Annotated in this window: 11 protein-coding genes and 1 riboswitch; of the genes, 1 reads left to right on the forward strand and 10 read right to left on the reverse strand. The window is 63.4% G+C overall.

Annotated features, from left to right (window positions below):
• Nucleotides 1–66: 66 nt before the first annotated feature.
• A riboswitch (TPP riboswitch) is annotated at nucleotides 67–170 on the reverse strand.
• A gap of 454 nt (nucleotides 171–624) precedes the next feature.
• The 8 genes from ASG03_RS21590 to ASG03_RS18840 form a co-directional block, all read right to left on the reverse strand.
• Nucleotides 625–1023, reverse strand: a complete 399-nt coding sequence (locus tag ASG03_RS21590; protein ID WP_156379798.1) for a hypothetical protein — start codon at nucleotides 1021–1023, stop codon at nucleotides 625–627.
• A 204-nt stretch (nucleotides 1024–1227) separates the two neighbouring features.
• The gene (locus tag ASG03_RS21595; RefSeq protein WP_156381866.1) at nucleotides 1228–1767 is read right to left on the reverse strand and encodes a hypothetical protein; all 540 of its coding nucleotides are present in this window, start codon (nucleotides 1765–1767) and stop codon (nucleotides 1228–1230) included.
• Between the two features lie 158 nt (nucleotides 1768–1925).
• Nucleotides 1926–3314, reverse strand: coding sequence for an amidase (locus ASG03_RS18815; protein WP_062695060.1), 1389 nt, complete (start codon nucleotides 3312–3314; stop codon nucleotides 1926–1928).
• 10 nt (nucleotides 3315–3324) lie between these two features.
• A complete protein-coding gene (locus tag ASG03_RS18820) occupies nucleotides 3325–4329 on the reverse strand; it encodes an ABC transporter ATP-binding protein (RefSeq protein ID WP_062695062.1) in 1005 nt (334 codons plus the stop codon).
• A complete protein-coding gene (locus ASG03_RS18825) occupies nucleotides 4326–5306 on the reverse strand; it encodes an ABC transporter ATP-binding protein (RefSeq protein ID WP_062695064.1) in 981 nt (326 codons plus the stop codon). The genes ASG03_RS18820 and ASG03_RS18825 overlap by 4 nt, the downstream gene beginning before the upstream one ends.
• On the reverse strand, nucleotides 5306–6184 hold the full coding sequence (locus ASG03_RS18830; protein ID WP_082475842.1) for an ABC transporter permease: 879 nt from the start codon (nucleotides 6182–6184) through the stop codon (nucleotides 5306–5308). Before ASG03_RS18830 ends, ASG03_RS18825 begins: the two co-directional genes overlap by 1 nt.
• The gene (locus ASG03_RS18835; protein WP_062695068.1) at nucleotides 6181–7128 is read right to left on the reverse strand and encodes an ABC transporter permease; all 948 of its coding nucleotides are present in this window, start codon (nucleotides 7126–7128) and stop codon (nucleotides 6181–6183) included. Before ASG03_RS18835 ends, ASG03_RS18830 begins: the two co-directional genes overlap by 4 nt.
• A 163-nt stretch (nucleotides 7129–7291) precedes the next feature.
• Nucleotides 7292–8815 carry an ABC transporter substrate-binding protein gene (locus tag ASG03_RS18840; protein WP_082475843.1) on the reverse strand — a complete coding sequence of 508 codons (1524 nt, stop codon included), beginning with the start codon at nucleotides 8813–8815 and terminating at the stop codon, nucleotides 7292–7294.
• Nucleotides 8816–8974: 159 nt separating this feature from the next.
• On the opposite strand from ASG03_RS18840, the gene ASG03_RS18845 reads away from it, so the two are divergent.
• Nucleotides 8975–9694: a YoaK family protein gene (locus ASG03_RS18845; RefSeq protein ID WP_062695070.1), complete on the forward strand. Its 720-nt coding sequence runs from the start codon at nucleotides 8975–8977 to the stop codon at nucleotides 9692–9694.
• A gap of 40 nt (nucleotides 9695–9734) precedes the next feature.
• On the opposite strand, the gene ASG03_RS18850 is transcribed toward ASG03_RS18845, so the two are convergent.
• Nucleotides 9735–12872 carry an efflux RND transporter permease subunit gene (locus ASG03_RS18850; RefSeq protein ID WP_062695071.1) on the reverse strand — a complete coding sequence of 1046 codons (3138 nt, stop codon included), beginning with the start codon at nucleotides 12870–12872 and terminating at the stop codon, nucleotides 9735–9737.
• Nucleotides 12873–12881: 9 nt separating this feature from the next.
• Nucleotides 12882–14210 (reverse strand): efflux RND transporter periplasmic adaptor subunit, encoded by a 1329-nt coding sequence (locus ASG03_RS18855; RefSeq protein ID WP_062695072.1) that lies wholly within the window; start codon nucleotides 14208–14210, stop codon nucleotides 12882–12884.
• Nucleotides 14211–14298: the final 88 nt, after the last annotated feature.

The raw sequence follows: 14298 nt of genomic DNA on the forward strand, positions 1-14298 counted from the left end.
GCATGAGCGATCTCCACATCGGCGACGGAGATCCAGGCGAGCGGAGAAGAGAGAAAGGGCCGTGGGCGGACACCTGTTTTCCGTTCCTACGCCGGTATGACCCGGATCAGGTTCATAACGGTTCGGCTTTCGCCATCTCAGCCCCTTGAAGGACACCCGTCGGAATGCCGCTAACCTATGAAAACAATGGGGTTTTTGTCAACACCCTTGTGCTGCGGAGCTGTACGCACTCGCCCATCAGTCTGAAACTGCTCATTTTAGTGCTCATTTTGCTCCCGCCCAAACACGCCGTTTAAAGCCTAAAGACAGGAAGTTGCAGTAATTCGAAATGATTTTGTATAACAACAGAATTTAAAATCATTTTTTAAATTCATTTTCCCAAAAAAATGCTAAATCCCTCACCGTAATCGGTAATTTTCTGCTGCTTTCGCTTCGCTTCTTCCTCAAGACGATGCATTCCGTCTCGATTCTCTGCTATGATGCTATGATGCTATGATGCTATGATGCTATGATGCTATGATGCCTTTCTATAGGTTTTGATCGCTTGATAGAGACCTCTAATGTAATGTTAAACTTCAGGGTCGATTGCCATTGATCAGTATCACAGAGACAAAGTAGGTGAGATCAGAGCCGCTTCTTACGCTCTTCGACTTCAACGCCAATGGATCGTCCGATAAGCCAGCCGATTAAAGCGAAGACGATGAGCGCCACGCCTCTACCTGATATCGCCCCGCCACTTGATGTAATCCCAAATCCGGGAATGAACAGGGCGATGAAGATGCCGATGACCATGCCCGTAGAGGCGCATCGGCGACGGGTCGATGACCAAGCAAGACGAGCGACGATTTCATTCATGCGGACAACCTCACGTTTGCTGCATGATGACCGGAGCGCTTGTGCAGGTAAAGCAATTGCGGATGCTGCAATTTTTTTCCGGCTAATGGCGGCTACAGCAGGAAAAAGATTTCCTATATGAGTCAACAGTTGCGGGATTGTCGTGGGCGCATTGGTTTTGATTGCCATTAATTGCCACATATTGACATTATGGCATTTCCAGCATACATATTTCCGCGTCTGCACAGATCGACTGAGGTTTCTCGCGTAGAGACTGATAGTGCGGATGTCGTCGGTTAATTCCGGTCACTTGCTTATGGCTGTGGGCTCTTAGGAGTTTGACTTAGTCGAGGATACCATATGGGGGGCGGCACAAACCGTCCCCCGCCTTTTTTAGCGGTATCGGATATTTTTCTTCGTGTGATGTGCCAGTCTTCCAAACGGCATTGATGTCACAACCCCTACTCTCTCATCCTTCACATAGGCACTTTCGATATGTGCGTCGAGATAATGGGATGGGCCGTCTATCGGCTGAACGTCCGAGTTTTTCAGGCTGAAGAAGACGCAATACCGCTGCGATGATCCGTTACGAATGAATAGCTGGAAAACGTGCTGGTTTCCTTTGGTAGTTGTACTTACCCTTGTCGTGGGCTTTGACATCACTGAGTTGATGATCTCGACAAGCCTTGGCGTTTCGATGTACCGCTCAGGGCAGAACACCCGGGTGTGATGCGGATCATACACGAGCACATCATCAGGACCTGCTTCATCAGGATCAACCTGTCGAGAGTAACAATGCGGGCTGTAGCGCACCCATACCTTAAACTGGAAGGGCGGATAATCAGGCTCGGTCCACGAAAAGTCATAAGACCGTTGGTCCAAATGCGATAAATCGTTGATGGTATTCCGGTAGAAAATGGTTTCGTGCGGCATAATTAGATGTCTCTAAAGTGGCGAAACCTCTATGCCACACAATCAGGGGCCTGACATTCTCTGATATTGGGAAGTACAGTGTGCTCGCGGCAAAAACCCGTGGGTGATGACGTTTCCCGAAACCCCGCAAGCCTGCCTTGCAAGCCCGCAGGCGCGCTTCAGCCCGGACGCGGCCAGTGCCGGATGCCGCCGGTCATCGTTTCCAACAGCTTCGACAGTTGCAGCACCTTGAGATCGGCGAAACGGGGGCCTACGATCTGCAGGCCGATCGGCAGGCCGGAGATGGAGAATCCCGCATTGATCGACGCCGCCGGCTGTTCCGACATGTTCCATGGGACGGTGAAGGCAATGTGCTCGAACGGCCGCTCCGGATCATTGGTCGGCGAGGCCCATTCGGCCGGATAGGAAACGATCGGATTGGTGGGCGAGATGACCGCATCCACGGTCGAAAAAAGACGGGCAGCGGCCCTGCGCATTTCCATCGTCTGCCCGAATCCTGCGACAGCGTCGACGCCGGTGACCGCGGCGCCCTTCTCTGCCCAGGCATAGATGTAGGGCAGGATCGCCGCCCGGCGTTCGGATGGGAGATCCCCGATATCGCCCCAGAACTTCGCTCGCCAGAAATGGTCGAGACCATCCAGCATCGCCCGCGTCAGGATTGGCCCGACGTCGAAGATCTCGGCCCCTGCCGCCTCGAAGTGCCGGGCCCCAGTCAGAACAGCGGCCTTGACCTCCGGCTCGGCTTCAAGACCGCAGCCGGCATCCAGCATCACGCCGATCCGCATGCCCCTGATGTCGATGTCGAGGTCCATCCAGTCGATGGTGTCCGGCGGCAGGCTTGTGGCATCCCGCTGGTCCGGCCGCGAGAGCGTGGCCATGGCAAAGGCGGCGTCTTCCACCGTGCGCGTCATCGGTCCGGCGCAACGGCCAACATAATAGGGGTCGATCGGGATACGGCCGTTGCTGGGCTTGAAACCGAAGAGCCCCGTCCAGCCGGCCGGCAGGCGGACCGACCCGCCGATATCCGTGCCGATGTGCAGAGGACCGTAACCCGCGGCACCGGCCGCAGCCGCACCGGCGCTTGATCCGCCGGGGTTCATCTCCGTATTCCAGGGATTGCGGCTCAGGGGATGAAAGCTCGACAGGCCGGAGGAGAGCATGCCGTAGTCCGGACAGGTGGTCTTGGCAAAGAGGACGGCGCCATCCTCTCTCAGTCGCGCGGCGACCGGCGCATCCGCTTCCGCGGGTTTCAGCACGGTGGCGGCGGTGCCGAGCGGCACAGGCGTGCCCTCCGTGGCGATCAGCTCCTTGAGCGTCACGGGAATGCCGTCGAGCGCGCCAAGCGGTTCGCCTTTCCGCCAGCGGGCGGTGGACGCCGCGGCCTGCGCGCGTGCCGCCTCCGGGTCATAGGCGTAGAGCGCGGATATGGAGGGCTCGAACGCGGCGATCCGCGCCTCGACGGCCTGCCAATAGTCCGATGGCGTCAGGGAAAGATCGGCAAAACGGGCGCGCAACTGCACGATGGTGGCGTCGAGAAGGTCGGTCATATCGTCTCCATCATCCGGCTGTCTCCGTTTCCAGCAGAACCTCTGCCCGGTGGCAGGCGGTCTGCCGGTCGGGCATGTCTGCGCCGTCACGAAGGACGCGCAGGTCCGGTCGCTCCGTGGAACACCGCGCGACGGCGAGCGGGCAGCGGTTGCGGAAGCTGCAGCCGACATCGAGATCGATCGCCGTCGAAACCGTCAGAGGCGCGCGGTCGGGCCGACCGAACCGGGTGACGTCCGGCTCGGCCTCGGCCAGCAGCCGCGTATAGGGATGCAGCGGTCGCGCGAACACGGCCTGCGCCGGTCCGCTTTCCACCAGGCGCCCGCGATACATCACGCCCACCCGGTCGGCCACCGCGTCCACGACGGCAAGATTGTGGGTGATGAAGAGGATCGTCACACCGCGCCGGTCGCGCAAGTCCATCAGCAGGTTCAGCACCTGCGCCTGAACGGAGAGATCGAGCGCGGACACCGCTTCGTCGGCAACGACCAGCTTCGGCTCGGTGATCAGCGCGCGGGCAATCGCGATGCGCTGGCGCTGCCCGCCGGAGAACGCATGCGGATATCGCGCGGCATGATCCGGCGACAGGCCGACGGCCTCGAGCATCGCCGCAACCCTGTCCCGGCATTCGGCCCGCCCCGGCTTTCCGTCCAGCACATGCAGTGGCTCGGCCACGATCCGACCGACCGTCTGTCGCGGATCGAGCGAGCCGAACGGATCCTGGAACACCATCTGGAAGTCCCGCCGCCTGCGTTTCAGCGCCCGCGCCGGAAGGGCGAACAGATCCTCGCCCTCAAACAGGACGCGGCCGGAGGTCGGCCGGTCGAGTGCCATCACCAGACGCGCCAGGGTCGACTTCCCGCAGCCGGATTCGCCCACGATCCCGTGGATCGTGCCGCGCTGCACCGTCATGCTGACCGCGTCGAGCGCGCGGGTCACGTGCCGGCCGGTGAAGGGCCCGCCACCGGCATAGTCGCGCGACAGATCGCGGATATCGAGAAGCGGCGTTTCGATCACGGCGCCCTCTCCCCATGCGCGCGGATGCAGCGGACACCGCGGCCGGGCGTCGCTCGCGTCCAGGGCGGCTCGTCCGCATGGCAGGCGTCGATCCGGTCGGGACAGCGGTCGGAGAAGCAGCAGCCGGCCGGGCGCGCGGCGAAGGAGGGTACGGTGCCCGGAATTGTCTGCAGCCGCCCGCCCTCGGGCTGGCGTCGAGGAACGGCGCGCAGCAGACCGCGGGTATAGGGGTTCAGAGGCTTCGTCAGAACGTCGCGGGTCGCCCCTTCTTCGAGACGCCGGCCGGCGTAGAGAACGAGGGTGCGTGCGCACATGCGGGCGATGACGCCGAGATCGTGGCTGACAAGGATGAGGGCCATGCCGGCGTCGCGCCGAAGATCGTCCAGAATATCCAGCACCTCCGCCTGCACCGTCACGTCGAGCGCCGTCGTCGGCTCGTCCGCGATCATCAGAGCGGGCTTCATCGCCAGCGCGATGGCGATGCCCACCCGCTGGCGCTGGCCGCCGGAGAGGGCGTGCGGATAGGTTTTCGACAGGCGCGCGGCATCCGGCATCCGCACGCGGTCAAGCAGCACGATCGCCTCCTGTCGCGCCGCCCGCCAGGAAAGCCCCTGCTGGATCACCATCCCCTCGGCGATCTGGTCCCCCACCGTCATGGCCGGATTGAGCGCCGTCAGCGGCTCCTGAAAGATCATGCCGATGCGCCGGCCGCGCACGGAACAGAGAGCGTCATCCCCCATCGCCAGGAGATCGCGGCCCTCCAGCAGAATGCGCCCGGTTGCGTGCACGGCGGCGGGCAGAAGCCCCATGACGGCAAGCGACAGAAGGGACTTTCCCGATCCGCTCTCCCCGACGATGCCGAGCGTCTCCCCGGCCGCCAGCGTCAGGGCCATATCGGCAACGATCGGCTGCCGCCCGCCGTCGGGCCCATCGATGAAGATGGCGAGATCGTCGATCCGGAGCAACGGCTCGTCCATTACCGGCTCCTTTCGCGCGGATCGAGAAGGTCGCGCAGACCATCGCCGAGCATGTTGAAACCGAGCACGGTCAGGGCGATGGCAAGACCCGGCAGGATGGCGAGCCATGGCGCGCGGCCGAGATAGGTCTGGGCATCGGCGAGCATCCGCCCCCAGGTCGGCGCCGGGGGCGCCATGCCAAGGCCGAGGAAACTCAGGCCTGCCTCCGTGAGGATGGCAAGGCCGAGCTGGATGGTTGCCTGAACGATGATCTGGTTGGCGATATTGGGAAGGACATGATCGATCGTGATCCGGATGCCGCCCTTGCCCGCTCCGCGTGCGGCCTGCACGTAATCGCGTGACCAGACCTGCCGCGCGGCACTTGCCGTCACCCGGGCAAAGACCGGCACCATGAACACCGAGATGGCGATGATCGCCGTGAGGCGGCCGGTGCCGAGAAGCGCGCCGAGCATCATGGCCGAGAGAATGGGAGGGACCGCGAAGATCACATCGTTGGCGCGCATCGCGATGGCCTCGAACCAGCCGCGCCGGGCCGCGACCGCGACGCCGAGAAGCGTCCCGGCAAAGGCGCCCATGGCAACGGCCAGCACCGCGATCGACAGCGAATTCCAGGCGCCGACCATCAGCATAGAGGCCACGTCGCGGCCAAGGTGATCGGTCCCGAGAAGCCCTTGTGCCAATGGGGGTTTGAGCTTCTGCACGATCTGCAGTCTGCCCGGTGGCAGGGGCGTCCATACGAGCGAAAGCAAGGCGACCGCCCCGATGAAGCCGATCAGGAGACCGCCGATCCAGAGAGGGCCTCGGGAAAGGCCCTGTCGCAGGGCCGTGGCCACAGGTCGGACCCGCCGGGGGGCGGACGGCGGTGGCACCACGCTCATGCGCGTGCCCGCAGGCGCGGATCGAGCGCCAGATAGGACAGGTCGACCACGAAATTCATGACGATGACCAGCGCGGCGAAGAACAAGACGACATCCTGCATCACGATGATGTCGCGCTGCGACAAAGCCTGCAAGGCAAGACGCCCGAGACCCGGCAGATTGAAGACGTTTTCGACCAGCACCGCGCCGGCAATCAGAAAGGTGAACTGCAGCCCGAGAATGGTGACCACGGGTAACAGCGCATTGGGCACCGCATGGCGCCACAGGGCCTGCCGGCCCGGGAGGCCCTTGGCGCGCGCCGTGCGCACGAAATCCTCGTTCATCACCTCGATCACGGCCGAGCGGGTGACCCGGGTCAGCACGCCCGCCTGCGGCAGTGCAAGAGCGATCGCCGGCAAGACCAGCGCTCCGAGAGCCGGTGCCAGCCCCGCCTGCCAACCGGGAAAGCCGCCGGAAGGGACCCCGCCGAGCGACACGGAGAAGACCAGCACCAGCAGGAGTCCCACCCAGAAACCGGGGACCGCGATGAACATCTGCGACAGAAGGCCGGCGGCGTAGTCCACGGGGCCATTGCGCCGGGCGGCCGAGACGACCCCGAGCGGAAGCGCGATACCCACCGAAAGCAGGATCGCGAAGACGGCCAGCGGCAGCGTCACCGCGAGACGCTCGGCGATCAATCCGGCGACGGGCACCCCATAGGTATAGGACGTGCCAAGATCGCCCGTTGCCACGCCGCCGAGCCAGGCGAGATAACGCAGCACGAGCGGCTGATCGAGCCCGAGCTCCCGCCGCAGCGCTTCCAGCGTCTCGAGCGTTGCCGACGTTCCGAGCATGATGGCTGCGGGATCGCCCGGCAGGACATCCATGACGAGGAAGATCACAGCGGAAACGGCAAGGAGCGTCAGGACAAGACTGAGAATACGCTGCAGGATGAGACCGGTCATCGGGGGCTCCGACACGGGCCAAGGCAAGCCGCGCGCCCGCACCCCGGAGCCGGAAAGACGGTCAGGGCGATGGGCTGCAGCACAGCCCGGCCCGCGCCGTGCGCCCGCCCGGCCGATTTCGCCCTCGCCTTCAGAACCTCCGTCACGCAGCGAGTGCTCGTTCTCATTCCTCCCAATAGACCTCGCTCAGCACATTGGACGGAATGGGCTCGTTTTCCCAGAGACCCTTCAACTTGGCATTCCATACGCCGAGCTTGGGCATGACGAACAGAAACAGGGCGGGCACGTCCTCGGCGAGGATCGTCTGCGCATCCTGATACAGCGCGTCCTGCTCGGCCGGGTCGGTGGTCGCCTCGACCTTGTCGATGATCGCCGAAAATGCGGGGTTCTTGTAGTTGAAGTAATAGGGATCGCGAGCATAGATGTCGATGTCCATCGGCTCGGCATGCGCCACGATGGTCATGTCGTAATCGGCGGCCTTCAGCACGTCCTGGACCCATTTGGCCGGAAACTCTGTCGGCTCGATGGTCATGGTCACGCCGATCTCGGCCAGCATCGCCTGCATCACCTCCGCACTGCGCGGCGCGTAGGCCATCTGCGGCGTCTTGATCGTGAAGGCAAACCCATTGGGATAGCCAGCGTCCGCCAGAAGGGCCTTCGCCTTGTCCACATCGTAGGGAAGCTTGGCCGTCAGATCGACATAGCCGCGATCGTTCGGCGTATAGTGGCTGCCAATGGCGGTGCCGAGGCCAGACCAGGCGCCGTCGATCACCGTCTGCCGGTCGATCGCCATCATCAGCGCCTGGCGGACGCGCTTGTCGTCGAAGGGCTTGCGGGCATTGTTCATGCCGGCAACGACCTTGAGCTCGGTATTGCCGATCACGGTGACGAGATCGGGCTTGTCCTTGAAACTCTCCATCAGTTCGGGCGCGGCAAACTCCGGAATGGCATCGACGCCGCCCGTGTTCAACGCGGCAGCCTGCGCCTGGGCATCGGGAATGAAGCGGAAGGTCACCGTCTGCAGATGAACCTTGACCGCCTTGTTCCAGTAGTCCGGATTGGCGGCCAGTTCCACGCGGTCGCCCTTGGTCCAGCGGACGAAGGTGAAGGGTCCCGTGCCCACGGGGTTCGTCTTGTCCTCGGCGGCGCTCTTCGTGCCGACCATGACGGAGGCCGGCCAGCCGAGCCAGTAGAGCAGGCTTCCCTGCGGCTTCCTGAGCTTCAGCACCAGGGTCGATGCATCGGGCGTCTCGATCGTATCGATCGCGGCAAAGAAGCGCTTCTGCCCGTTGGTCGAGTCCGGTCCACGGGCGCGATCGAGCGAAAATTTGGCGACGGCGCTGTCGAACGTCTCGCCATCATGGAAGGTCACGCCCTCCTGCAGTTTGAACGTATAGGTCAGCCCGTCGGGCGAAATCACCCAGCTCTTGGCAAGCTGCGGCACCACCTTGCCCTCCCGGTCGATGGCCACGAGGCCCTCGAACACGTTCTGCCAGGTGACCTGTCCGATGGCGACGGGCGCAGCGGCCGTCGGGTCGAGCCCCTGGGGCTCGATGGTCATGCCGAGGACGAGGGAGGTCTTTGCGGCAAAGGCACCGCCGGAGGCGAAGAGCAGCGCCGTAGAAAGGACGAGACTGCCGAGGATCGCACGGATCCGCGTGGCTCGGCTCATGTCGAAACGCATCATGCTCGTCTCCCTGCTCGGGCCTATTTGAGACCAACGTCATGGAAGTGTGGCATTCGGAACGGCAGTGCACAACGGAAAAATGCGGCACTGCACGCTTGCGCCGCTGCTGGCTCTGCGCCGCTCCGTTTTCGCGCAAGGCCACAGGGGCAATATGGCCGCATGCTGATCCACCAGGGCGCGGCGCGCAACGAACGTATCGATGTCCATCTCGCCTGCTGGCTGGCCGGCGTTGCCGGCGCGCTCAACGCCACGGCCTTCTACGCGATCGGATTCTTCGCCGCCAACATGACCGGCAACGTCTCGGCGCTGTCGGATCATGTCGCGACAAAGGACGGCCGGGCGAGCCTGTTCTATCTCTCGATCGTGCTCGTCTTCATCCTCGGGTCGACAGCATCCTCGCTGATCGTAAATGCCGGACAGCGACGCGGCAGGAATGGCGTCTATGCCGGATGCATTCTCGTAGAAGCGCTGCTTCTCGCGCCGCTCGGCCTTGCGGATCTCTTCGTTACGGCCGAATGGCGCGTCGAGATGCTGGTCCTCGGCCTTGCCTTTCTCATGGGACTGCAGAACGCCACGGTGACGCGCATCTCGAATGCCCGCATCCGGACCACCCATGTCTCCGGCATGGCGACCGACATCGGCATCGAAATCGCGATTGCCATCGACATCCTTCGGGGCCGCGCGGTTCCCGCGGACGCGGTCGACAACCGGGCAAAGCTGCGTCTGCATATCACCACGATCGCCGCCTTCTTCGGCGGCGGAGTCCTCGGCGTGCTGATCTATCAGGCGATCGGCGGCGGGCTGCTCCTGGCGGCCGCCCTTCTCCTCATGGCGATCGCGCTGCACGCGCTGCGCCGTGCCCGCAGAAAGCCCGGCTGAACGTCCCACCGAACGGGCCTGTGGCCTGGCTGGCTCGACGTCAGGTCGCGGTCTGTGCCGGCGCCTCCTTGCTCGGCTGCGAGCGGCGGCCCTTGAAGAGGCGGCGCACGGTCACGAACAGCAGCGGAATGAAGAAGATGCCGATGAAGGTCGCGGCGATCATGCCGCCCATGACGCCGATGCCGATGGAGTTCTGCGCACCCGATCCGGCACCGCTCGCAATGGCGAGCGGCATCACGCCGAGGATGAAGGCGAGCGACGTCATCAGGATCGGCCGGAGCCGCTGGCGGGAGGCTTCCATCGTCGCCGAGACGAGATCCTTGCCCTGCGCCTGTTGCTCCATGGCGAATTCGACGATCAGGATCGCATTCTTCGCCGCGAGCCCGATGGTCGTCAGCAGCCCGACCTTGAAGTAGACGTCGTTGGATTCCCCCATGATCGTGGCGGCAAACAGCGCTCCGAAGATGCCGATCGGCACGGCCAGCATGACGGCGAACGGGATCGACCAGCTTTCGTACAGGGCGGCCAGCGCCAGGAAGACGACAAGACCGGAAATCAGGTACAGCTGCGTTGCCTGGCTGCCCGACAGGCGCTCCTGCGCCGACAGCCCCGTCCATTCATGGGCAAAGCCCGCCCCCTGCTCGGCCATGATCGTGTCGATCGCGTTCATGGCGTCACCGGAGCTGACGCCGGGTGCGGCCGAGCCCTGGATCTCGACGGCGGACGAGCCATTGTAGCGCTCCAGACGCGGCGAGCCGAACGACCAGCTGCCGCCCGCAAAGGCGGAGAACGGCACCATGGCATTGTCGGCGTTGCGGACATACCAGGCGTCGAAATCTTCCGGCTGCATGCGGTAATCCTGATCGCCCTGAAGATAGACAGGCTTCACACGACCGCGATCGATGAAATCGTTGATGTACTTTCCGCCCCAGGCCGTGGACAGCGTCGCATCGATATCGGACAGGCTGAGATTGAGGGCGCTCGCCTTTTCCTGGTCGATGTTCACCTGATACTGCGTCTGATCCTCCTGGCCGTTCGGACGGGTTCCCTGCAACAGCGGGCTTTGCCCGGCTGCGGCCAGCAGCTTGTTGCGCATGGCGATCAGCGCCTGGTGACCTTCGCCGTTGATGTCCTGAAGGTAGAGGTCGAAGCCGCCGGAGTTGCCGAAACCGGGAATGGCAGGCGGAGCCAGCGCGGTGACGGAACCGTCCTGGATCTTCGAAAATGCCTTTCGCGCCCGGCCGACGATGGCCGATGCGCTGCCCTTGGGATCGGTGCGCACATCGAAGCCCTTCAGGCGCACGAAGGTCAGGCCGACATTCTGACCCTGTCCGCCGAAGCCGAAGCCGGCAGCGCCGAAGACGCCGTCGACATAGTCCTTTTCCTGGTTGAGGTAATAGTCCGTGACCTGCTTCATCACCTTGAGGGTGCGGTCCTGCGTGGCGCCGGGCGGCAGCTGGACGCTGGTGATGAGAATGCCCTGGTCTTCTTCCGGCAGGAACGAGCTCGGCAATCGGTTGAAGAGATAGACGACGGAGCCGATGATCAGGAGGAACACGACGAGGAAGGCGAAGGGTCGACGGATCATGCCGGAAACGCTGCGCTGATACCCGTTCGTCGTGCGGTCGAAGCCCCTGTTGAACACACCCGAGAGGCCCTTCTTCTTGGCGCCCTCCTTCGGCTTCTTCAGGAGGGTGGCGCAAAGCGCCGGCGTCAGCGTGAGCGCGACGACGACAGACAAAACCATGGCCGAAACGATGGTCACCGAGAACTGACGATAGATGATGCCGACCGAGCCGGAGAAGAAGGCCATCGGGATGAACACGGCCGAGAGCACCGTGGCGATGCCGACCAGCGCGCCGGTAATCTCGTTCATGGACTTGATGGTCGCCTCGCGCGGCTCGAGCCCCTCCTCCTCCATGATGCGCTCGACATTCTCGACGACGACGATGGCGTCATCGACCAGAAGGCCGATGGCGAGCACCATGGCGAACATGGTCAGCGTGTTGATCGAGTAGCCGAAGGCCGCGAGCACCCCGAACGTGCCGAGCAGCACGACGGGCACCGCCAGCGTGGGGATGAGCGTGGCGCGAAAACTCTGGAGAAACACCAGCATGACCACGAAGACCAGCACGATCGCCTCGATCAGGGTCTTGATCACGTCCTTGATCGACAGCTTGACGAAGGGCGTGGTGTCGTTGGCATAGGCCACCTCGACATTCTGCGGCAGCGTCTCGCGCAGATTGTCGATGGCACTCGTCACGGCCTCTGCCGTGTCCAGCGCATTGGCGTTGGCCGCCAGATAGACACCAAGGCCGGACGCGTTCTTGCCGTTGTAGATGCCGGACGTGTCGTAGGTTTCCGCGCCGAGTTCGACGCGGGCGACGTCGTTCAGGCGCACCAGCGAGCCGTCTGGCTGGCTCTTGATGATGATGTTTTCAAACTGCTCGGGCGTCTGCAGCCGGCTTTTGGCAGTGACGGTCGCATTCAGCTGCTGGCCCTTGCGCTGCGGCAGGCCGCCGAGCTGGCCCGCGGACACCTGCGTGTTCTGCGCCTCGATGGCGCTCGAAACGTCGCTCGCCATAAGGTTGTATTTGACCAGCTTGTCGGGATCGAGCCAGATCCGCATCGCATAGCCGGAGCCGAAGATGCGGGTGTCGCCGACGCCGGGCACGCGCTTGATCGTGTCGTTGAGCGTGCTGTCGATATAGTCGGACAGGTCGAGCGAGGAGAGGCTGTTGTCGGTGGAAACCAAGGCGACGACCATCAGGAAGCCGGTGGAAGCCTTGGCGACCGTGATACCGCTCGACTGCACGCTTTGCGGCAGCTGCGACTCGACAAGCTGGAGCTTGTTCTGCACCTGCATCTGCGCGACATCCGGGTCGGCCGCATTGGTAAAGGTCAGCGAGATCGTCGCCGAACCCGTCGATTGCGAGGTCGAGGTCATGTAATCGAGATTGTCGATCCCGGTCATGCCCTGCTCGATGACCTTGGTCACCGAATTCTCGACCGTCTGCGCGTCCGCTCCGGCATAATTGGCGCTGATCCGCACCGATGTCGGGGCAATCTGCGGATACTGCGAGATGGACAGCGTGGTGATCGCGAGGAGGCCTCCCAGCATGATGCAGATGGCGATGACCCAGGCGAAGATCGGCCGGCCGATGAAGAAACGCGACATGGTGCGACCTCAGTTCTTCGATGCGGCGGGCGTCGCGGCTGCATCCGTGCCCGGCGTTGTGGCGACAGGCTCGGCGGCCGAGACATCGACGGGCTTTGCGGTTCCGCCCGTCTCCTTGGAGGCCTGCTCGAGTTCGCCTGTCGCGTCGTTGACGATGACGTCGGACGTGGTCACCTCCTGCCCGGCCCGGACGCGCTGGTAGCCCTCGACGACGACCCGTTCGCCGTCCTCGATGCCGTCGGCCACGAGCCAGCTGTTGCCGATGCTGCGATCGACCTTCAGCACGCGTTCCTCGACCTTGCCATCCGGCATCACGAACTTGGCCGTCGCCTCGCCCTTCGTGTTGCGCGACACGGCCCGTTGCGGCACCAGATAGCTGTTCTGGCGAATGCCCTCCTGGATCATCGCGCGGACATAGACGCCCGGCAGGAGAAGCTGTTCGGGATTGGGAAACTCCGCGCGGACGGTCACCGACCCCGTGGTCTCCTCGACCGCAGCATCAAGAAACTCGATCCGGCCGGTCTGATCATAATCGGAACCGTCTTCCAGCTTCAATTTGACGCTGACATTCGCCCCTGTCGTCTTCAGGCGCCCGTCTTCGATCGCGCGTCGCAGCTTCAGGAGGTTGGCGCTCGACTGCGTTACATCGACATTGATGGGGTCGATCTGGCGGATCGTCGTCAGCGATGTCGTCTGGTCGGCGGTCACCAGCGCCCCGACGGTCACGGTCGAGGCTCCGACGCGACCGCCGATCGGGGCACGGATCTTGGTGTAGTCGAGATTGATGCGCGCCGTCTCGAGCGCAGCCTTTGCCGAGGCAACGTCGGCGTTTGCCTGCGCCAGTGCGCCCTGGGCTTCGTCCAGATCCTGCTGGCTGACCGCGTCGCTGCGGCTGAGGCCCCGGTAGCGCTCGACCTTTGCCTGGGCGCTCGGAACCGCGCCATTGGCCTTGGCGACGGCCGCCACCGCACTGTCGTAAGCCGCCTGGTAGGTCGCGGGATCGATTTCGTAGAGCACGTCGCCCTCCTTGACCGATCCGCCTTCCTGGAAGTTTCGCTTGCGCACGATCCCGCCGACCTGCGGCCGCACTTCGGCGATCAGCGATGCGGCAGTGCGTCCGGGCAGCAGCGCCGTGATGGCGACCGAGGTCGGGTGCAGCGACATCACGCTGACCTCCGGCTTTGCCGCCGGTGCGTTTGCAGGCTTCTGCTCGGTCTTCTCATTGCAGCCGGCAAGCGCCAGGAGCGCACCGAAAACCATTGCGGGGAGGACAAGGCGGATGTGGGACACGTGGAAATCTCCGGAGGCGACGGAACGGACATAGGCCGATGCGCGCATCAGACATCCCCATGAATGCGGCAATCTTCAGTGATCCCTGATATTTTTTATTCCCCGGCGGGCCAGGGGCTCCGGTGCCCTTTCCGGC

This window comes from Rhizobium sp. Leaf341, assembly GCF_001424325.1.
GTDB lineage: Bacteria > Pseudomonadota > Alphaproteobacteria > Rhizobiales > Rhizobiaceae > Ferranicluibacter.